The 19,414-nt window shown below is 59.9% G+C and carries 21 protein-coding genes; all 21 read right to left on the bottom strand.

Annotation, left to right across the window (positions count from 1 at the left end):
• Positions 1-189: 189 nt before the first annotated feature.
• Positions 190-1,275, bottom strand: a complete 1,086-nt coding sequence (gene nagZ / locus ACNAZA_RS02470; RefSeq protein WP_415794802.1) for a beta-N-acetylhexosaminidase — start codon at positions 1,273-1,275, stop codon at positions 190-192.
• Positions 1,276-1,434: 159 nt separating this feature from the next.
• Positions 1,435-1,827: a holo-ACP synthase gene (gene acpS, locus ACNAZA_RS02465; RefSeq protein ID WP_120966577.1), complete on the bottom strand. Its 393-nt coding sequence runs from the start codon at positions 1,825-1,827 to the stop codon at positions 1,435-1,437.
• A gap of 65 nt (positions 1,828-1,892) precedes the next feature.
• Positions 1,893-2,669: a pyridoxine 5'-phosphate synthase gene (locus ACNAZA_RS02460; RefSeq protein WP_415794801.1), complete on the bottom strand. Its 777-nt coding sequence runs from the start codon at positions 2,667-2,669 to the stop codon at positions 1,893-1,895.
• Positions 2,666-3,442, bottom strand: coding sequence for a DNA repair protein RecO (gene recO / locus ACNAZA_RS02455; RefSeq protein WP_120966575.1), 777 nt, complete (start codon positions 3,440-3,442; stop codon positions 2,666-2,668). Before recO ends, ACNAZA_RS02460 begins: the two co-directional genes overlap by 4 nt.
• A gap of 95 nt (positions 3,443-3,537) precedes the next feature.
• Positions 3,538-4,626, bottom strand: coding sequence for a GTPase Era (gene era, locus ACNAZA_RS02450; protein ID WP_120966574.1), 1,089 nt, complete (start codon positions 4,624-4,626; stop codon positions 3,538-3,540).
• Positions 4,623-5,306: a ribonuclease III gene (gene rnc, locus ACNAZA_RS02445; protein ID WP_120970737.1), complete on the bottom strand. Its 684-nt coding sequence runs from the start codon at positions 5,304-5,306 to the stop codon at positions 4,623-4,625. Before rnc ends, era begins: the two co-directional genes overlap by 4 nt.
• 9 nt (positions 5,307-5,315) lie before the next feature.
• Positions 5,316-5,666, bottom strand: coding sequence for a DUF4845 domain-containing protein (locus tag ACNAZA_RS02440; protein WP_120966573.1), 351 nt, complete (start codon positions 5,664-5,666; stop codon positions 5,316-5,318).
• A 64-nt stretch (positions 5,667-5,730) separates the two neighbouring features.
• Positions 5,731-6,708: a signal peptidase I gene (lepB, locus tag ACNAZA_RS02435; protein WP_415794800.1), complete on the bottom strand. Its 978-nt coding sequence runs from the start codon at positions 6,706-6,708 to the stop codon at positions 5,731-5,733.
• Positions 6,708-8,516, bottom strand: a complete 1,809-nt coding sequence (gene lepA / locus ACNAZA_RS02430) for a translation elongation factor 4 (RefSeq protein WP_415794799.1) — start codon at positions 8,514-8,516, stop codon at positions 6,708-6,710. The genes lepB and lepA overlap by 1 nt, the downstream gene beginning before the upstream one ends.
• Positions 8,517-8,933: 417 nt before the next feature.
• A complete protein-coding gene (locus ACNAZA_RS02425) occupies positions 8,934-10,367 on the bottom strand; it encodes a DegQ family serine endoprotease (protein ID WP_415794918.1) in 1,434 nt (477 codons plus the stop codon).
• Positions 10,368-10,745: 378 nt separating this feature from the next.
• Complete coding sequence (locus ACNAZA_RS02420; RefSeq protein ID WP_415794798.1) at positions 10,746-11,492, bottom strand: sigma-E factor negative regulatory protein; 747 nt, start codon at positions 11,490-11,492, stop codon at positions 10,746-10,748.
• A gap of 49 nt (positions 11,493-11,541) precedes the next feature.
• Positions 11,542-12,171, bottom strand: coding sequence for an RNA polymerase sigma factor RpoE (gene rpoE / locus ACNAZA_RS02415; RefSeq protein WP_415794797.1), 630 nt, complete (start codon positions 12,169-12,171; stop codon positions 11,542-11,544).
• 39 nt (positions 12,172-12,210) lie between these two features.
• Positions 12,211-12,705 (bottom strand): hypothetical protein, encoded by a 495-nt coding sequence (locus ACNAZA_RS02410; protein WP_415794795.1) that lies wholly within the window; start codon positions 12,703-12,705, stop codon positions 12,211-12,213.
• Between the two features lie 137 nt (positions 12,706-12,842).
• Positions 12,843-14,087, bottom strand: a complete 1,245-nt coding sequence (fabF, locus tag ACNAZA_RS02405) for a beta-ketoacyl-ACP synthase II (protein ID WP_415794794.1) — start codon at positions 14,085-14,087, stop codon at positions 12,843-12,845.
• Between the two features lie 37 nt (positions 14,088-14,124).
• A complete protein-coding gene (gene acpP / locus ACNAZA_RS02400) occupies positions 14,125-14,364 on the bottom strand; it encodes an acyl carrier protein (RefSeq protein ID WP_003058049.1) in 240 nt (79 codons plus the stop codon).
• Positions 14,365-14,524: 160 nt separating this feature from the next.
• The gene (gene fabG, locus ACNAZA_RS02395; protein WP_415794793.1) at positions 14,525-15,280 is read right to left on the bottom strand and encodes a 3-oxoacyl-ACP reductase FabG; all 756 of its coding nucleotides are present in this window, start codon (positions 15,278-15,280) and stop codon (positions 14,525-14,527) included.
• Complete coding sequence (gene fabD, locus ACNAZA_RS02390) at positions 15,277-16,221, bottom strand: ACP S-malonyltransferase (protein WP_415794792.1); 945 nt, start codon at positions 16,219-16,221, stop codon at positions 15,277-15,279. The genes fabG and fabD overlap by 4 nt, the downstream gene beginning before the upstream one ends.
• A 51-nt stretch (positions 16,222-16,272) precedes the next feature.
• Entirely contained in the window at positions 16,273-17,253 is a 981-nt protein-coding gene (locus ACNAZA_RS02385) for a beta-ketoacyl-ACP synthase III (RefSeq protein ID WP_120966564.1), read from the bottom strand.
• Between the two features lie 8 nt (positions 17,254-17,261).
• Positions 17,262-18,302, bottom strand: coding sequence for a phosphate acyltransferase PlsX (gene plsX, locus ACNAZA_RS02380; RefSeq protein ID WP_415794791.1), 1,041 nt, complete (start codon positions 18,300-18,302; stop codon positions 17,262-17,264).
• A 143-nt stretch (positions 18,303-18,445) separates the two neighbouring features.
• On the bottom strand, positions 18,446-18,628 hold the full coding sequence (rpmF, locus tag ACNAZA_RS02375; RefSeq protein ID WP_003058062.1) for a 50S ribosomal protein L32: 183 nt from the start codon (positions 18,626-18,628) through the stop codon (positions 18,446-18,448).
• A 217-nt stretch (positions 18,629-18,845) separates the two neighbouring features.
• Positions 18,846-19,400 (bottom strand): YceD family protein, encoded by a 555-nt coding sequence (locus ACNAZA_RS02370; protein WP_415794790.1) that lies wholly within the window; start codon positions 19,398-19,400, stop codon positions 18,846-18,848.
• Positions 19,401-19,414: the final 14 nt, after the last annotated feature.

The raw sequence follows: 19,414 nt of genomic DNA, 5'->3' as shown, positions 1-19,414 counted from the left end.
GGTGATTCATGAAGTTCGACGGCGACAGGTGGATCAACGCCTGGATTGCAGCCTAAACAGACTCGCTGAGGCCAAGCTTAAATGCCATCGGCTGCAACCGCTTTGGGCTCTTCGGGCGCTCCGCGCATAAAAAAATCCGCTGCCTTTGTTGCAAAGACAGCGGATTCGTCAAAAGGTATCAGTACGGGCTTAAGGCAGCAGATCCAGTGCCTGCAGATAGGCGGGCTGGCGCATCAAATCATCCCAGGGCTGAGGCACGGTCTCCGGCAGCAGCGAGACGCGGCGGGATTCAGAATCTTCGTCGGGCAGCCAGCGGCCATCGCGCAAAGCCATGTCCATGCCGTCGAGCAGCTCGTCCACATGCGCGCCCAGGCCCAGACTCTGGTTGCACAGCAGCACCATATCGCAGCCGGCATTCAGCGCGGTCAGCGCAGCATCGGTATAGCTGATGACCTCGCCGTTGATGCGGCGGGCGCCTTCCATGCTCAGGTCGTCGCTGAAGATGGCGCCGTCAAAGCGCAGACGGCCGCGCAGAATATCCTTGAGCCACTTTTCGCTAAAGCCCGCCGGGCGCTTGTCCACCTTGGGGTAGATCACATGGGCCGGCATCACCGCCGTGAGCACGCTGGACAGCCAGGGGTAAGGCGCGGCGTCTTCGCTGAGGACGGCCGTGAGACTGCGCGTATCGACAGGAATATCCACATGGGAGTCGGCCTTCACAAAGCCATGGCCGGGGAAGTGCTTGCCGCAATTGCCCATGCCGGCTTGCAGCAGGCCTTGCATCAGGCTTTTGGCCAGAACCGTCACCACGCGCGGATCGCGGCCAAAGCTGCGGTCGCCTATGACCGAGGACTCGCCATAGTCCAGATCCAGCACCGGCGTAAAGCTGAAATCCACGCCGCAGGCGCGCAGCTCGCAGCCCAGCACATAGCCGGCCGCCGTGGCGGCATTCATGGCGCGCATGGCGCCGCTACCTTCGCGGTATTTTTTGCCAACGCCGTCATCCATCCACAGCTCGCCAAAGGCGCGCATGGACGGCAGATGAGTGAAACCATCGGTCTTGAAGCGCTGCACGCGGCCGCCTTCATGGTCCACGCAGATCAGCAGATCGGGTTTGACGGCCTTGATATCGGCGCACAGCGACACCAGAGCCTCGCGGCTTTCCCAGTTGCGGGCAAACAAGATGATGCCGCCCACCAGAGGATGGGACAGACGCTGGCGATCCACATCGCTCAAAGCCTTGCCGGCGATATCGATGATGAGAGGAGCATGCATACCAGTAGATTCGTTAGTGTTCATCTTGTCGATTCGACTTAAATAGGAGACTAAGGCTTAAAAAACGCGCACGCTAGGCCAGCAAACGCCGCGCAAGGGCCGCCCCGTAGCGCTGGCGTTGTCCCCAGGGGGAAGGCGCAAAGCGACTCAGGGGGATGCTTATCGCTTCTCAACCACGCAGAAGCTGGCGGCGTAGTCGCTCTCGTCGGTGACCGACAAATGGACTGTGAGCTGGTTTTTCTCAAACCACTCCTTGAGCTCGCCATGCAGGCGAATCGCCGGCTGGCCGCTGGGCAGCTTGATGACTTCGCAATGCCGCCAGGTCATGGGCATACGCATGCCCATGCCGATCGCCTTGCTGAACGCTTCCTTGGCCGAAAAACGCGTGGCCACATAGCGGATGCCGCGCTCCGGCCAGCGTTCGCTGCGCGCGCGCCAGGTGGCCAGCTCGCCCTCGGCCAGCACCTTCTGTGCAAAACGCTCGCCATGCTTTTCCAGGCTCTCGCGAATGCGGCGTACATCGCAGATATCGGTGCCTATGCCGTAGATCATGCTTTACTCCTCATGAGCCAAATCAGGCTCAAGCGCTTATGCGACAAGTGCTAACAGCTATGGTTTCAGGATTGCTTTAGCGCCATGCCGGCGTCAATGACCGCCTGATAGGCTTTCACGGTTTCGGCATAGCCCAGCTCCAGCGCATCGGCAATCAAGGCGTGGCCGATCGAGACTTCGGCCAGACTGGGCGTACGCGCCACAAAAGCCGCCAGATTGTCACGGTTCAGGTCATGCCCGGCATTGATGCCCAGACCCGCATCCAGCGCGGCCTGTGCGGCCTGGGCATAGACCTGCAGCTGATGCTCCTGATCGGCCTTGCCCCAGGCGGCGGCAAATGGCTCGGTATACAGCTCCACCCGGTCGGCACCCACCGCCTTGGCGGCTGCCATCTGCTCGGGGATGGGGTCCATGAACAGGCTCACGCGCACACCCAGCGCCTTGCATTCAGCAATCAGCGGCGCCAGGCGCTGGGCATCCTGGGGAAAGGTCCAACCATGGTCGCTGGTGAACTGGTCTTCGCTGTCGGGCACGAAAGTGGCCTGGTGCGGGCGGGTCTGGCGGATGAACTCCATCAGATTCTGCGTGGGATTGCCCTCGATATTGAACTCGGCCTGCGGCCAGGCCTTGAGCAGCGCATGCAGCTCGTAAACGTCTTGCGCGCGGATATGACGCTCATCGGGGCGCGGGTGGATGGTGATGCCCTGGGCGCCGGCCTGCAGGCAGATCTCTGCCGCTCGCGTCACCGAGGGAATGCCCAGATGCCGCGTGTTGCGCAGCAGGGCCACCTTGTTGACATTGACGGACAGAGCCGTGCGCGGGGAAGCAGAAGAAGTGTTCATAGCGATTGCAAATCCATCATCAGCTGGCGGGTGCGCAGCATGTTTGAGCCGCAATGGTATTGCAGAAGATGGCGCAGCTGCGGCTTCAGGGCCTGGGCCACTTCGGGCTCGGCCAGGCAGTGCAGGGTTTTGGGAAAGGGCTGAGAAGTCTGCAGTGCCAACTCTATGGCCCGCCACTGGCTGCCGGTCAGCGCGGCGCGCTCATGCGTGGCAGCCTGGCGCAGCCCTCCTTCGGCCACCAGCGCGTAGCGGGCAACGCTGTTGACCGCGCCCAGCGTGGCGCTTTCTTCGCTCAGCTGGGGCAGATGGCCTAACTCGCGCAGCAGCACCAGCTCGAACGCCCGCAGCACCGGCTCTATGGCTTCCGTCGTGCCGCCGTGCTGGCCGGCCAGCACCCTCACCACACCGGCGTAGATATCGAACAGCGCGGCATAGGGATCGTCACGCGCCAGCAGGCGCATCAGCAGCTCGTTGAGATACATGCCGGACCACAGGGCATCGCCCTGCGGCATGACATGGCCGCCCATCCATTCCGCGCCCTTGAGCGAGTGAATCTCGGCATTGCCCTCGGCCCCCAGCGTGTAGCTGACCTTGATGGGCTGCAGGGGCAGGAGCACGGGGCGAAAGTTGGAAGTCGGCCGCTTGACGCCCTTGGCCGCCAGCGCCACCCGGCCGCGGTGGCGCGTGAAGACCTCCAGAATCAGGCTGGATTCGCTCCAGTCGTACTGATGGAGGATGAAGGCGGGTTCGTCACTGACGCGTTTGGCGGCCACAGCTGTGCTTCAGATAAAAGAAAAGGCCTCAGCAGAGGCCTTGGAGCAGAAATGATAGCTTGCAGCCCGGTTGCAGATTCGGGCTGCAAAAGCCATCACTCGTAGCCGAAGGATTTGACGCGGGCTTCGTCATCAGCCCAACCGGAACGCACCTTGACCCATACTTCCAGGAAGACCTTGGCATCCAGCAGCTTTTCCAGCTCCTGGCGCGCTTCGGTGGAGATGCGCTTCAGGCGCTCGCCGCCCTGGCCGATCACCATGGCCTTGTGGCCATCGCGCTCCACCACGATCGTGGTGGCGATGCGCATGAAGCGCTTGTGGGTCTTGCTGGGCTCTTCCTCGAACTTGTCGATGACCACGGTCGAGGTGTAAGGCAATTCGTCGCCAGTAAAGCGGAACAGCTTTTCACGCACGGTTTCGGCCGCCAGGAATTTCTCGCTGCGGTCGGTCAGCTCGTCCTCGGCATAGAACCAGGGCTGCTGCGGCAGGTACTTGCCGCAGATGCCGTACATGCGTTCGATGTCCTTTTTGTTCTTGGCCGACATGGGCACGAACTCGGCAAAAGGATGGCGCTCCTGCATGTCGCGCAGCCAGGGAGCGATTTCCTGGCGACGACCCACGGTGTCGAGCTTGTTGGCAATCAGCAGCGTGGGAATGCCGGGCTTGAACAGGCTCAGCACCTTGGCATCGGCCAGCGTGAAGCTGCCCGCTTCCACCACGAACAGGATCAGGTCCACATCGCCAATCGCGCCCATCACCGTCTTGTTCAGCGATTTGTTCAGCGCGGTCGAGTGCTTGGTCTGAAAACCCGGGGTGTCCACAAACACGAACTGCGTATCGTCCTTGGTATGGATGCCGGTGATGCGGTGGCGCGTGGTCTGCGCCTTGCGCGAGGTGATCGAGATCTTCTGGCCCACCAGCGCATTCATCAGCGTGGACTTGCCCACGTTGGGCTTGCCCACGATGGCGATCAGGCCGCAGCGCTGCTCTTCAGGGGCGTAGATGCGGGCCGGTTCGGCAGGCACGACTTCCTCGCGGACGACGGCGGAGATGGCACCGGGCTTGGCCGCAGCCAGCATGGCGTCAATATCGGCCTGGGTCTGGGTATTTCCAGCGCTTTTTTTCGGCTTGGCGCTTGCAGCACCTGCGGTGCTTGCTAGCTTTTTCTTAGCAGCATCGGTCATGACTTTTTAACTTTCAATTGTTCAAGGACTGCAGCGGCTGCAGCCTGTTCGCCCGCACGGCGCGAGCTGCCTGTGCCTTGGGCGCTGATATTCCATTCCGTCACCGTGCAACCCACGGTGAAGATCTGCTTGTGTGCCACGCCCGAGATATCCAGCACCTCGTAGTGTGGCAGCTTCATGCGTTTGCCTTGCAGCAATTCCTGCAGGGCGGTCTTGGGGTCTTTCTCGGCCGCACGCATCTGGGGGTTGATATCGACGCCATCAAAAAGATGGTGCACGACTTTTTCCCCTGCGGAAAAACCGGCATCCAGGTACACAGCGCCAATCAGCGCCTCCACGGCATCGGCCAGGATGGAGGGCCGTTGCTTGCCGCCGGATTTGGATTCACCTTCACCCAGGCGCAGCAAATCGGGCAGCTGCAGCCTGAGTGCGATCTTGTGCAAAGTTTCCTCACGCACCAGATTGGCGCGCACGCGCGAGAGATCGCCCTCGGGCATGGAGGCCAGCCGTGCATACAGCAGGCTGGAGATGGCCAGACTCAGCACCGAGTCGCCCAGAAACTCCAGGCGCTCGTTGTTGTCAGCCGAAAAGCTGCGGTGCGTGACGGCACGTTGCAGCAAAGCCGGGTTGGCAAATTGGTGCTGCAGCCTTTGCTGCAGCGCGATAAGAGCAGGTTCCACCAAAAAGGTCTATTTCTTAAAACGGTAAACAAGATAGGCCGGGCCTACCAGGGGAATTTCTCGGGAGTATTCATAGCCGACCACCACCTTGTCATTGACTTTGGTGACTTGCAGATCGTTGCCGCTGACGGACTTGATGTCGTCAATCGCAGCAGCGCGGTCAAAGCTGGCCTTGACCTCGGCCACGGTCAAGCCTTCGGCAGCCGCCTTGTTGGCAGCTTTCTTGATGGCTTGATTTTCCAAAAAGATGGGCACCGATTGTGCGCCAACCGCCACCACAGCGACCACGATGGCCACCATAAACACCAGTCCGATAAAGGACAGGCCGCGCTGACGCGAACGATTTGCCAATGTCTTCATGCTTTTCCCCTCCTCAAGGCGGGCTGTTGATGGCCCGCGCTGCCAGAAAATCGGTCAATGCCTGTCAGTTAAAACCGCCGATGCGCTTGAGATCACCGAAGTTCATCCAGACAAAAAACGCCTTGCCGACGATATTCTTGTCCGGCACAAAGCCCCAGTAGCGCGAATCCAGCGAGTTGTCGCGGTTGTCGCCCATCATGAAGTAATGACCTTCAGGCACCTTGCAGGTCACGCCTTCCACGCTGTAGCTGCAGTTCTTGCGGTACTCGTGGTCGCTGGCACCCTGAATAAAGGGCGGCACATCGTTGTTCACGATGATGCGGTGCGGCTTTTCACCCAAAGACTCGTCGAACTGCTTGAAGTAACGCATCGCATCGCGATCCAGAAAATCAGGCAGCTCGGTCGTTGGCACGGGCGTGCCATTGATGGTCAGACGCTTGTTCAGATAGGCCACCTCATCGCCGGGCAGACCCACCACGCGCTTGATGTAGTCCAGATTGGGCTGTGGCGGGTAGCGAAACACCATCACATCGCCACGCTGGGGGCTGTTGCCTTCGATGATTTTTTTATTGATCACGGGTAGACGCACACCGTAGGTGAACTTGTTCACCAGGATCAGGTCACCCACCATCAGTGTGGGAATCATGGAGCCCGAAGGAATCTTGAAGGGCTCGAACAGAAAGGAGCGCAGCACGAACACGATGGCAATCACCGGGAACAGGCCGGCCGTCCAGTCCAGCCACCAGGGCTGCATGAGGATGCGGCCCTTGGCTTCTTCCGAGACTTCGATATCCGTCTTGGCAATGCCCATGCGATCAAGCTCGGCACGGCGCTCTACCGCAGCGCGCTCCACAGCGGCTACCGCGTCGCGGCGCTTGGGCCAGAAATACATGCGCTCGGCCACCCAGTAGATGCCGGTCACCAGCGTGGCCAGGAACAGCAGCAGCGCAAAGTTGCCTTCGATGGCTCCCATGTACCAACCGCCGATATAGGCGACAAAAGACGCCAGAACGACGGCCGTAATCCATTGCATGACTTGCATCAATCCTCCACTTGCAGGATGGCGAGGAACGCTTCCTGCGGCACTTCCACCGAGCCGATTTGCTTCATGCGCTTCTTGCCGGCCTTTTGCTTTTCCAGCAGCTTGCGTTTGCGCGAAACGTCGCCGCCGTAGCACTTGGCCAGCACGTTCTTGCGCATGGCCTTGACGGTTTCGCGCGCAATGATGTTGGCGCCGATGGCGGCCTGAATCGCCACGTCAAACATCTGGCGGCTGATGATTTCGCGCATCTTGGCCACCACGGCACGACCGCGGAAAGTGGCTTGCGAGCGGTGAACAATGATGGACAGAGCATCGACCTTCTCGCCGTTGAGCAGAATGTCGACCTTGACCACATCCGAGGCGCGGTATTCCAGGAACTCATAGTCCATGGAGGCATAGCCACGCGATACGGACTTGAGCTTGTCAAAGAAGTCCAGCACGATTTCGCCCAACGGCATTTCATAGGTCAGCATGACCTGGCGGCCGTGGTAAGCCATGTTCTTTTGCACGCCGCGCTTCTGGTTGGCCAGCGTCATCACGGGGCCCACATAGTCTTGCGGCATGTACAGATGCACGGTCACGATGGGCTCGCGGATTTCTTCCATGCGGCCCTGGTCGGGCATCTTGGAGGGATTTTCCACCTGGATGACTTCGCCGTCGGCCTTGACCACTTCGTAGACCACGCTGGGAGCGGTCGTGATCAGGTCCTGGTCGAACTCGCGCTCCAGGCGCTCCTGCACGATTTCCATGTGCAACAGGCCCAGGAAGCCGCAACGGAAGCCAAAGCCCAGCGCCTGCGAGACTTCGGGCTCGTACTGCAGTGCCGCATCGTTGAGCTGCAGCTTTTCCAGCGCGTCGCGCAGCTGGTCGTATTCGGAGGCTTCGGTAGGGTACAGACCCGCAAACACCTGAGGCTTGACTTCCTTGAAGCCGGGCAACGCCTTCTCGGCAGGGCCCAGATTGTTCGGCAGCTTTTTTTCCAGCGTGACGGTATCGCCGACCTTGGCGGCCTTCAGCTCCTTGATGCCGGCAATGATGTAGCCCACCTCGCCGGCCTTGAGCGCATCGCGCGGCTGGTTGGCAGGGGTGAACACGCCGATGTTGTTGGCTTCATAGGCTGCGCCCGTGGCCATCATCTTGAAGCGCTCGCCCTTTTTGAGCTGACCGTCGACCACGCGCACCAGCATCACGACGCCCACATAGGGGTCGAACCAGCTGTCCACGATCATGGCGCGCAGCGGAGCATCAGGGTTGCCCTTGGGGGCTGGCACCTTGGCCACAATGGCTTCCAGAATCTCGTCGATACCCATGCCGGTCTTGGCCGAGCAGGGAATGGCGTCCGTGGCGTCGATGCCGATCACGTCCTCGATCTCGGCCTTGGCATTGTCGGGATCGGCATTGGGCAGATCCATCTTGTTCAATACCGCAAACACTTCCACGCCCAGATCCAGCGCTGTGTAGCAGTTGGCAACGGTCTGAGCTTCCACGCCCTGGGAGGCATCGACCACCAGCAGGCCGCCTTCGCAGGCCGACAACGAACGCGAGACTTCATAGGAGAAGTCCACGTGACCGGGGGTGTCGATCAGGTTCAGGTTGTAGACATTGCCGTCCTTGGCCTTGTACTGCAGCGCAGCCGTTTGCGCCTTGATGGTGATGCCGCGCTCTTTCTCGATGTCCATCGAGTCAAGCACCTGCGCCTCCATATCGCGCTCGGCCAAGCCGCCACAACGCTGGATCAAACGGTCCGCCAGTGTCGACTTGCCGTGGTCGATGTGCGCAATGATGGAGAAGTTACGGATGTGATTCATCAACGAGAAAGACGACTAGAAAATTGGAAAAATGGGGTCTGGATGCCAAAGAAAAAAGGGCGCGTCCATTTGCGGCGCGCCCGTAACCAACAATCTCTGGCAACTGCGATAGTTGGGACTTCATTGTAGGCAAAACTGGCCGCAAACCAAGACCCAGCAAGGCTTGACAATTGTTTGTTTGTATTGATCGAATTCACTTATAAACAGTTTATCAACAATACGAAACAAGCTTTTTGCCCATCAGCTTCCGGAAATTGCAAAGGCTTTTGCACCGCTGTCAAAGCGCTGAAATCAGCCGCTTTTTTGCGTTCGACCACCATGCATTTGCGTTGGATTCTACCCAATGGCATAGGGGCACTGAGAGTGCGGGACAAGCATGTCTTTCGGAGAGCGCAAGACCTGCCTGTCCGGCGCTGGTTATTTGCTGGGGCGAATCAGCACGTACTGAGCCCATTCTCCACGGCGCACCAGTACATTTACGGGTTTACCCTTATCCGCCTTGGCCCATGCGCTCTCAAAACTCTTGAGATCGTTCACCTCGGTATTGGCCAGTTGCAGGATGACATCGCCCTCGCGCAGACCGACACGCGCAGCCGCATCAGTAGCCGCCATCACGCGCACGCCGCCCTTGACGCCCAACTCCTTCTTCTGAGCCACCGTCAACTCGCCCAGAGTCAGGCCTAGCGCCTTGTTCTCCAGCATGCCCTGAGGCGTCTTGCTGTTGCCGGCCGCCGCCTTGGCCTTGAGGACATCGTCAGGCTCAACCTCGGCAATCACCATGTTCAAGTCCATGAGCTTGCCGCGACGCAGCACGGTAATCATGCTCTTGGTGCCGGGCTTGGTATTGCCCACCAGACGCGGCAGATCGGAGACTTTTTCAATCGTCTTGCCGTCGAACTTGGTGATCACGTCGCCGGCTTCCACGCCCGCCTTGGCGGCTGGGGAGTCAGCTTCGACGGCCGAAACCAGCGCGCCTTCCGCCTTGCCCAGGCCTATGGACTCTGCCACCTCCTTGGTCACAGGGCCGATCTGCACGCCGATACGTCCACGCGTCACCTTGCCGCTGGCACGCAGTTGCTCGCTGACGCGCACGGCTTCATCCACCGGAATGGCGAAGCTGATGCCCATGAAGCCGCCGGAGCGCGAATAGATCTGGCTGTTGATGCCCACTACTTCGCCGCGCATATTGATCAACGGACCGCCCGAATTGCCGGGGTTGATGGCCACATCGGTCTGAATAAAAGGCAGGTAGTCGCCGGTATCGCGCTGCTTGGCCGAGACAATGCCGGCCGTCACGGAATTTTCCAGACCGAAGGGCGAACCGATGGCCATCACCCACTCGCCTACCTTCAGGCGGCCGACATCGCCGATCTTGACGGCAGGCAGGCCCTTGGCCTCGATCTTGACTACGGCCACGTCCGTACGCTTGTCGCTGCCCACGATCTTGGCCTTGAACTCACGCTTGTCGGTCAGCGTCACGATGACTTCGTCCGCACCTTCGACCACGTGGGCATTCGTCATCACATAGCCGTCCGCCGTGAGGATGAAGCCCGAACCCAGACCACGAGGCTGCTCTTCGCCCTGTTGACCGCCGCGCGGCGTGCGCTGGCGGGGAATATTGGGCACGGGCAGACCAAAGCGGCGGAAAAACTCCAGCATGTCTTCGTCCATGCCCAGGCTCTCGCCCGCGCTTTTCGAGACCTTCTCCAGCGTGCGAATGTTCACCACCGAGGGGCCGACCTGGTCCACCAGATCCGTGAAGTCCGGCAGGCCGCGTGCCGTGGCGGCGCTTTGGGCCTGGGCGGCCGACACCGGCAGCATGGCCGCAGCACCGGCAGCAGCCACCATCATCGCGCTGGCCAGGGCGGTTGCCTTGGCACGGGTTGCGAACATTGTCCAGGCTTGGGTGCGCATAGTCATGGTTTCCTTGCTCGATTTTCGAGACCGCATACAGGGGAGAAAAATGGACATTTCAGACCCACAGCTTCTCATTCTGGCAAAGCCTCCGCACCGGCGAAAGCGCGGCAAGCCGCGCTCGGGCCATATTTACCCTCTGTTTACCCGCAGGCCAACAGCATGGAAGGCGAAAAGACTTAAAAAGGATAGCTGTAAGCGCTTGAGTTTCAATGCTTCTCAATATAAACATCATTGAGTCACGTCAAAACCAAGCGCAAGCCGCTCTCATATTGATGAGCAGCAGGCCAAGAAGTTCCGGCACACGGGCCGAATTCAGCGGCGTTGCGCGGACTGGGAAGTCGCAAAATTGGCGTTACGCAAAAAGCTGGCCGGCATCTGCAGATTGGCAGCGCTGCTGAACTGATTGCGAGATGTGAGCAACTCGTCCAGGCGTGGATCGCGCAGCATCACGCTTTGCCCGTTGGGCGTGGTGACGGCCACCACGGTGGACGACTGGGCATCGGCACCCAGGGCAATCTGAGCATCATCCGCTTCGGGAGCCGCAATGCCTGCCAGTGCAGCAGAGGCGCCCTGGGCCACGGCAGCGACGCTCTGCGGGCTCAACGCGGCCAGCTGAGCACCTGCATGCCCCTGGTCTGCGCCACCGCCCAGCAGGGCACCCCAGCCAATGGCGGCCACCGCCGCTACCGAGGCGAAACCGGCGGCCATCTTCCAGCGAAACACCGAAGCATTGGCCGCACCGCGATGAAGCTGAGACGGCTGCGCCGCCTCCGCCGCAGCCACCTGCTGCAACTGCCCCAAGGGCATGTTGCCGGCACCACCCGTGACAGCGCGCGGTTCGCGCTCCATGTGGGCGCGAACGCCGGAAAGAATATCGTGCTGGCTGTGATGGGCCAGCTCGGGCGAGCGCAGCACGTCGCCGATCAGGTGGTACATGCGCCACGACTGCTGGCCTTCGTCGCTTTCCGCGTAGACCAGCACACCCGGCATGGAAGGCGACGTGGCCTCGCCATCTACCAAAGCCGAAAGCTGTTCGCGTTGAGTCTGATCGTCATTCATGTAGTTCACCTGCTCGTTGCCCATCACCTGTAGCCCTGATCCGGCCTGTTTACCAGCGCTTGCCGCTTTGGCGCTCCAGCAAGGGTTTGACCTTGACCGAAATCGCCTCGCGGGCCCGAAAAATGCGCGAGCGCACCGTGCCAATAGGGCAATTCATGGCCAAGGCGATCTCGTCATAGCTCAAGCCCTCGATCTCGCGCAGCGTCACCGCCTGGCGCAAATCCTCGGGCAAAGCCTCCATGGCAGCGTTCACGGCCGCAGCAATTTCCTGGGCGGCGAGCACGGTCTCCGGAGTCTCATGGGTGATTAGTTCCTGTCCCGAGCGAGAAGTTTCATCCTCGTCACCACCAGTGTGTAACGCGCTCTCGGTGATGATGGGCGAACGCTTCATGTCCATCAACGCCTTCTTAGCCGTATTCACCGCAATCCGGTACAGCCAGGTGTAGAACTGGGCCTCGCCCCGAAACTGGTGCAAGGCCTTGTAGGCGCGGATAAACGTTTCCTGGGTGATGTCCTGCACCTGATCCACGTCGCGCACCATGCGCCCCACCAGCCGCTCGATACGACGCTGGTACTTGATGACCAGCAACTCGAAAGCCCGGGTATCGCCGGCATTGGCGCGCTCGACCAGGGCCAGATCACTGTCTGCGGAAGGTGTTGGAAAATCGGGAGGTGTCATGAAAACCAATGCAGCGCATCGCTTTAACCTACATGGGACTCAGCCCTGCTTTGCCAGCGATACGGCCGGTGAATATACCGCACGGCGCAAATCGCCCCATTGAACGGGGCTGCGCCGCTGCGACAAATATAGCCAGACCACGCCCGTCTCTCCCTTCCACAGCCCCTGCTTTACCGGACGTTTACGGGCCTTGAGCCAGAGCCAGCTGCCGCCATCGAGACCGACTTCCAGCACCACAGGCTCCGCTACCTGCCCTACGGCATGCGATAGATGCTGAGCCTGCAGCGCCCAACACTCACCATTCCATAGCAGTACACCGCCAGCCCATCTACGCCAAAACCCGGAAAGTGTCAGAGTCGCCACCAGCAGCAAAGCGACGGCCAGCGCACGTTGCCAGAACGTGGCCGCTGGCTGGGCTGCCCAGGCCAGCAGTACGCCAGCTACCAGCAAGCCCGCAAACAACAAGGCCCAAAGCGCCCACGGTGGGCGCTCGAACGCATAAGCAGTGGCGGGGGCACGGTAACGCACGGGCATGAGAGCAGTGTGCAAACAAGGCCGACAGCAGAGCAAGGGAAAAACCCGGGCCACAAAAACAAAAGCCCGACTACGGGAGTCGGGCTTGTTGATCAATGAACCGGCAGACCTGGGTCGCCGGCACATTCAAACGAACTTCAGATGCGCTTGAATACCAGCGTACCGTTGGTGCCGCCGAAACCGAAGTTGTTCTTCACAGCCACTTCCAGTTTGGCATCACGCGCGATATTGGCGCAGTAGTCCAGATCGCAATCGGGATCCTGGTTGTCCAGGTTGATGGTCGGCGGGATCTTCTGATCATGCAAAGCCATCACGGTGAACACGCTCTCGATACCACCGGCGCCACCCAGCAGGTGACCCGTCATGGACTTGGTGGAGCTGACCACCAATTTCTTGGCGTGCTCGCCCATTGCCGCCTTGATGGCATTGGACTCGTTGATATCGCCCAGCGGAGTCGATGTACCGTGGGCATTCAGGTAATCGACCTGATCCTGGTTCACACCGGCATTGCGCAAGGCGTTGAGCATGGCGCGGCGAGGGCCGTCCATATTGGGCGCAGTCATGTGACCGGCATCGGCACTCATGCCAAAGCCGGACAGTTCCGCATAAATCTTGGCACCGCGGGCCTTGGCGTGTTCGTACTCTTCGAGCACCATCACACCGGCACCTTCACCCAGCACAAAGCCATCACGGTCTTTGTCCCAGGGGCGCGAAGCAGCCTTGGGGTCGTCGTTGCGCGTGGAAAGCGCACGCATGGCGGCAAAACCGCCCACACCCAGAGGAGATACGGTGGCTTCGGTACCACCGGCGACGACGATGTCGGCGTCGCCATATTCAATCATGCGTCCGGCTTCACCGATGCAGTGCAGACCTGTGGTGCAGGCTGTCACGATCGACAGATTTGGCCCCTTGAAGCCAAAGCGCATAGACACATGACCGGCCACCATGTTGATGATGGAGGCAGGCACGAAGAACGGCGTAACGCGGCGAGGACCGCGGGCAGCCAGTTCTGCGTGGGTGTTTTCGATCAGCGGCAGACCTCCGATGCCCGAACCGATCACGCAAGCAATGCGTGTGGCCAGATCATCGGTCAATGCCTCACCCGTGGGCAGGCCTGCATCGAGAACCGCTTGTTCCGCAGCCGCAATGCCGTAATGAATGAAGCTGTCCATGGAGCGCGCTTCTTTGGCGCTCATGTATTTCTCCACATCGAATCCCTTGACCTCACCCGCAATCCTGCAGGAGAAATTCGACGTATCGAACTTCGTGATGAGGTCAATGCCGGACTTGCCGGCCAGGAGGTTGGCCCAGGCCTCCCCCACCGTGTTACCCACGGGGGAAATGCAACCCAGGCCGGTCACGACAACGCGACGACGGCTCATGCGTTCAAACCTTTAACTGATCGCTGGAAAAGACCTATTAGGCCTTTTGGTGGGTGTTGGCGTAGTCGATGGCGTTTTGCACCGTCGTGATTTTTTCAGCGTCTTCATCGGGGATTTCGATGCCGAATTCATCTTCCAGGGCCATCACCAGTTCGACCGTGTCCAGGGAGTCAGCGCCCAGGTCAGCCACGAAGGCCTTTTCGTTGGTCACTTGGGACTCTTCAACGCCGAGTTGTTCAGCAATGATTTTTTTGACACGTGCTTCGATATCGCTCATGGTTTCCCTCAGGGGGTTGTGAATGAACCCGCGATTCTAGCCGGTTCGGGCCTAAGACCCTTTGCGGCTGGCCGTCGCGAGAAAACGGCCTCTGAACTTGCAAAAATGTTCAGCTTCTGGCAGCAACTGCGGCAAACGCCACAGAACTACCCGAAATTTCTTACATGTACATGCCGCCGTTGACGTGCAATTCCTGCCCCGTCACATAGCCGGCACCGGCGGATGCCAGGTAGGCCACCGCATGTGCGATGTCGCTGGGCTGGCCCAGATCACCCATGGCGATCTGCGCCTTGAGCGCCTTTTTCTGTTCTTCCGGCAGGTCTGCCGTCATATCGGTCGCGATAAAGCCAGGGGCCACGCAGTTGACGGTAATGCCGCGGCTGCCCAGCTCCTTGGCCAGGGCGCGCGTCATACCGGCCACACCGGCCTTGGCCGCAGCGTAGTTGGCTTGCCCTGCGTTACCCGAAGCACCCACCACGCTGGTGATGCTGATGATGCGGCCAAAACGCTGCTTCATCATGGGGCGAATAGCCGCACGGCTGACACGGAAAACAGCCTTCAGATTGGTGTCCACCACGGAATCCCAATCACCGTCCTTCATGCGCATGGCCAGGGTATCGCGGGTAATACCTGCGTTATTGACCAAAACATGCAGGCCACCGTCGTTCTTGACGATGGAGTCGATCAGCGCGTCCACGGCAGCGCCGTCGGTCACATTGAGGTTCACGCCACGACCGCCAAAAGCGGCCAGGGCCTGGGAAATTTTTTCAGCACCGGAATCGGTGGTGGCCGTGCCGACCACTAGATAGCCCTTAGAGGCCAGCTCCTGCGCGATGGCAGCGCCGATGCCACGGGTGGCGCCGGTAACCAGGGCGATTTGGCGAGCTTGACCAAGAGTGGTCTGGTTATCAGTCATGCGAGCAATTCTTTCACGTCAGCCAGGGTGGCTGGGTCATACAGTGCGGCACCCGTCAGGTCCGCGTCAATTCGCTTGGTCAGGCCCATCAGCACCTTGCCTGGACCGCATTCGACCAGATGGCCGATGCCACGGGCCTTGATGGCCTGCACGCACTCCACCCAACGCACCGGGCCGAAAGCCTGACGATACAGGGCATCGCGAATGGCATCGGCGTCCGCTTGGACGGTGACATCGATGTTGTTGATGACGGGAATCTGGGGAGCCGCCAGAGTCAGGGCTGCCAGAGCAGCCTTGAGCTTCTCGGCCGCAGGCTTCATCAGGCTGGAATGGAAAGGCGCGGACACCGGCAGCGGCAGCGCACGCTTGGCGCCTGCGGCCTTCACGGCTTCGCAAGCCTTCTCTACGGCCAGTTTGCTGCCGGCGATCACGGTTTGCGCGGGATCGTTGAAGTTCACGGCCTCCACCACTTCAGCGCCGCCCAGCTGGGCCGTCACTTCGGCGCAGATGGCCTGCACCTTGACGGCGTCCATACCCAGCACGGCAGCCATGCCGCCCGTACCCACAGGCACGGCATCCTGCATGGCCGCAGCACGCAGGCGCACCAAAGGCGCAGCCTGAGCCAGGGTCAACACACCAGAAGCCACCAGAGCCGAGTACTCACCCAGGGAGTGACCTGCCACGGCATCGGGCATGGCGCCACCTTCGGCCTGCCAGACACGCCAGGCAGCCACTCCGGCCACCAGCATCACGGGCTGAGTGTTGGTGGTCAGCGCCAAGGCTTCCTTGGGGCCTTCCTTGATCAGCTGACCCAGGTTCTCACCCAGAGCGTCAGAGGCTTCGGCAACGGTTTGCGCCACCACGGGGTGATCACCCCAGCCGTCCAGCATGCCCACAGACTGCGAGCCCTGGCCGGGAAATACCAATGCGAACTTTTTCATATTTCTTAGTATAAAAAGTACTTCAAACGCTTATAGATCAAGCGCCTATAGCTACATCTTGAGGAGTACAGCACCCCAGGTAAAGCCGCCGCCCACGCCTTCGAGCAAAACGGTCTGGCCTTTCTTGACCTGCCCGTTGCGCACGCCATGATCCAGAGCCAGCGGAATCGAGGCCGCCGAGGTATTACCGTGCTGATCGACGGTCACCACCACCTTGTCCATGGACAGCTTGAGCTTGCGCGCCGTGCTTTGCATGATGCGGATATTGGCCTGATGGGGAATCAGCCAGTCGATATCGGCATCCGTCATACCGGCTTTTTCCAGCGTGGCACGCGCTGCCTTGTCCAGCACGCTGACCGCGAGCTTGAACACGGCCTGGCCGTCCATCTTGAGCACGGGGTCGCCCAGCACATTGCCGCCAGACACATGACCGGGCACGCAGAGAATGCCCACATGGCTGCCATCGGCATGCAGCTCGGTGGCCAGGATGCCAGGCTCTTCCGAAGCTTCCAGCACCACGGCGCCTGCGCCGTCGCCAAACAGCACACAGGTGGTGCGATCGTTGAAATCCAGAATGCGGCTGAACACTTCGGAGCCCACCACCAGCACGCGCTTGGCAGCGCCGGACTGAATCATGGAATCCGCCACCGTCAGGGCATAGACAAAACCGCTGCACACAGCCTGCACATCAAATGCGGGGCAACCATTGGTAATGCCCAGCTTGTGCTGCAGGATGGCCGCAGTCGAGGGGAAGACCATGTCGGGCGTTGAGGTCGCGACAATGATCAGATCGATATCCGAAGGTGCAATGCCGGCCGCCTCGATGGCCTTCTTGGAAGCCTCGCAGGCCAGATCGCTGCTGGTCACATCGGGAGCGGCGAAATGGCGAGCGCGAATGCCGGTGCGCTCGACGATCCACTCATCCGAGGTTTCAAGCCCACGCTGGGCCAGCTCGGCAGCCAGGTCGTTATTGGTCAGGCGGCGGGGCGGCAGGTAACTACCGGTGCCAATGATGCGTGCGTAGCGTCTCATATCTTCTATCAGGGCGCCGACGTTCCTTGTTCCGACTGCACTGCCAGCAGCAAAGGCGCTGCGGCAGCGATGCGGCTGCGGACACGGTCAAGCAAATTGTTGCGTGCCGCATCATACGCGCGCTGCAATGCGTGCTCGAAAGCGATTGCATCCGCAGAGCCGTGGCTTTTGAATACCAGGCCCCGTAGACCCAAAAGGGCCGCGCCGTTGTAGCGGCGATGATCCACGCGCTTCATCAGCGCAGATAGCACCGGATAAGCAATGATGGCGGCAATTTTTGTAAAGATGTTGCGCTTGAACTCTTCCTTCAAAATACCGGAGATCATGGAAGCCACGCCCTCGGTGGTCTTGAGGGAGACATTGCCCACAAAGCCGTCACAAACGACTACATCCACCAAGCCCTTGAAGGTATCGTTACCTTCCACGTTGCCGTAGAAGTTGAGATTGCCGGCCTCGCCGGCCGCACGCAGCAACTCGCCCGCGCGCTTGATGACTTCGCTGCCCTTGATCAGCTCTTCGCCAATATTGAGCAGACCCACGGTGGGAGCTTCCACATTCTTGAGCGCAGAAACCAGAGCCGAACCCATGAAGGCAAATTGCAGCAAATGCTCTGCCGAGCAATCCACATTGGCACCCAGGTCCAACATGGTGGTGTCGGTACCCTTGGAGTTGGGCAGACCAAAAGCAATAGCAGGCCTGTCAATACCCTCAAGGGTTTTAAGCACATAGCGCGAAATAGCCATCAGCGCACCAGTATTGCCCGCAGATACGGCAGCCTGGGCCTTGCCATCCTTGACCTGGGCAACGGCCACGCGCATGGACGAATCCTTTTTCCTGCGCAAAGCGATTTCCACCGGGTCGTCCATGGCCACGACCTCGGAGGCCGGCACGATGGTGGCACGTTCATGCTTGAAATTTTCCAGCTCCTGCGGCTTGCCAACCAGCAAAAGATGGGCATCAGGGTGGGTTTCAAGAAACTGACGGCACGCCGCCAGCGTGACGCGGGGGCCATGATCGCCCCCCATGCAGTCAACAGCCAAAGTGATCATGGGTCCGCTAGAGCCTGGAGTAAGAAGTGACATTGACAAAACCGGCCAACACAAGTGATCAGGCTTTGCAAATATCACTTTAAAAAAACAAAAGCCCGCGCTACAAAATATGTAGCAACGGGCCTTACGAGAGCAGTCGTCGCTTAGGCTTCGGACTTGTTCTTCAGCACTTGACGGCCACGGTACACGCCGTTGGGGCTGATGTGGTGACGCAGGTGAGTTTCGCCAGTGGTGGCTTCCACTGCGATTCCTGGCACATTCAGTGCGTTGTGTGAACGGTGCATGCCGCGCTTGGAGGGAGACTTCTTGTTTTGCTGAACAGCCATGGTGGCTCCTAGTATCTTGAAAGGGTTGGTAAGACGGCTTATGCAAACAAACAGACAAGACGTTTGTCCTTGCGATACGCCATTGGCGCACCCTTGTTTGCACAAACCCTAAAAAAACGCGATCAGCCCATTAAAGACACGAGGGGATTCGCGCGAAGCTCACGATTATAGCTCAAACGCATTTCGTGAATTCATGCGAATGCATTTCCCCAACGCATCAGTCGGCTGACTTGCCTACATCCAGAGAGCGCAGCACATCAAAAGGGTTTTCCTTCTGAGTGTTGGCCTCTTCAAAGTCAGTGTCGCTGGACTGGAGCGTGACGGGTTCGGGACAGGCATCATGACGCGGCACCACAGGCACCTCCATCAGCAACTCGTCCTCGATCAGCTCCAGCAGATTGAACTCACGACTGAGCGCGAGCACATCTTCTTCACTGTCGTCATCTTCCAGTTCTGCCGTGGCTTCGTCATCGACGAAGCGAAATGACCTATCAACCTCGAGGGGAATGGAGGCCATTGTCAGGCAGCGCTGGCACACCATGGGCAGCCCCACTTCGGCATAGACGTGCAGCCACACCTTGCCGGCACCACCGGCTTCCTCGACCAGCTCGCCTTCGACTTCCCAGCGCACTTCGGGTTCAACCCCTGTATGCGGCTGGGCATCCTGGGCCAGACGGGTAAAGGCCGACAATGGTGCCTGGCCCTGTAGAAGACCTGCAGCCTGTGCAAATGCATGCACATCCAGCCGGGTCGCAGAAAAATCCTTGCTCATGGCGCCAGTGTAAG

The sequence above is a fragment of the Comamonas aquatilis genome, from assembly GCF_965139575.1.
Lineage (GTDB): Bacteria > Pseudomonadota > Gammaproteobacteria > Burkholderiales > Burkholderiaceae_C > Comamonas > Comamonas aquatilis.
The sequence above is the reverse complement of the archived record's forward strand: the minus strand, read 5'-3'. Positions and strand labels throughout refer to the sequence as shown.

Bases quoted from the DNA above. Each gene is read 5' to 3' on its own strand.
- nagZ (WP_415794802.1), bottom strand. From the start codon at position 1,275: ATGCATGCTCCTCTCATCATCGATATCGCCGGCAAGGCTTTGAGCGAT.
- acpS (WP_120966577.1), bottom strand. From the start codon at position 1,827: ATGATCTACGGCATAGGCACCGATATCTGCGATGTACGCCGCATTCGC.
- ACNAZA_RS02460 (WP_415794801.1), bottom strand. From the start codon at position 2,669: ATGAACACTTCTTCTGCTTCCCCGCGCACGGCTCTGTCCGTCAATGTC.
- era (WP_120966574.1), bottom strand. From the start codon at position 4,626: ATGACCGATGCTGCTAAGAAAAAGCTAGCAAGCACCGCAGGTGCTGCA.
- ACNAZA_RS02440 (WP_120966573.1), bottom strand. From the start codon at position 5,666: ATGAAGACATTGGCAAATCGTTCGCGTCAGCGCGGCCTGTCCTTTATC.
- lepB (WP_415794800.1), bottom strand. From the start codon at position 6,708: ATGCAAGTCATGCAATGGATTACGGCCGTCGTTCTGGCGTCTTTTGTC.
- lepA (WP_415794799.1), bottom strand. From the start codon at position 8,516: ATGAATCACATCCGTAACTTCTCCATCATTGCGCACATCGACCACGGC.
- ACNAZA_RS02425 (WP_415794918.1), bottom strand. From the start codon at position 10,367: ATGATGGTGGCTGCTGCCGGTGCTGCGGCCATGCTGCCGGTGTCGGCC.
- ACNAZA_RS02420 (WP_415794798.1), bottom strand. From the start codon at position 11,492: ATGAATGACGATCAGACTCAACGCGAACAGCTTTCGGCTTTGGTAGAT.
- rpoE (WP_415794797.1), bottom strand. From the start codon at position 12,171: ATGACACCTCCCGATTTTCCAACACCTTCCGCAGACAGTGATCTGGCC.
- ACNAZA_RS02410 (WP_415794795.1), bottom strand. From the start codon at position 12,705: ATGCCCGTGCGTTACCGTGCCCCCGCCACTGCTTATGCGTTCGAGCGC.
- fabF (WP_415794794.1), bottom strand. From the start codon at position 14,087: ATGAGCCGTCGTCGCGTTGTCGTGACCGGCCTGGGTTGCATTTCCCCC.
- acpP (WP_003058049.1), bottom strand. From the start codon at position 14,364: ATGAGCGATATCGAAGCACGTGTCAAAAAAATCATTGCTGAACAACTC.
- fabG (WP_415794793.1), bottom strand. From the start codon at position 15,280: ATGACTGATAACCAGACCACTCTTGGTCAAGCTCGCCAAATCGCCCTG.
- fabD (WP_415794792.1), bottom strand. From the start codon at position 16,221: ATGAAAAAGTTCGCATTGGTATTTCCCGGCCAGGGCTCGCAGTCTGTG.
- ACNAZA_RS02385 (WP_120966564.1), bottom strand. From the start codon at position 17,253: ATGAGACGCTACGCACGCATCATTGGCACCGGTAGTTACCTGCCGCCC.
- plsX (WP_415794791.1), bottom strand. From the start codon at position 18,302: ATGATCACTTTGGCTGTTGACTGCATGGGGGGCGATCATGGCCCCCGC.
- rpmF (WP_003058062.1), bottom strand. From the start codon at position 18,628: ATGGCTGTTCAGCAAAACAAGAAGTCTCCCTCCAAGCGCGGCATGCAC.
- ACNAZA_RS02370 (WP_415794790.1), bottom strand. From the start codon at position 19,400: ATGAGCAAGGATTTTTCTGCGACCCGGCTGGATGTGCATGCATTTGCA.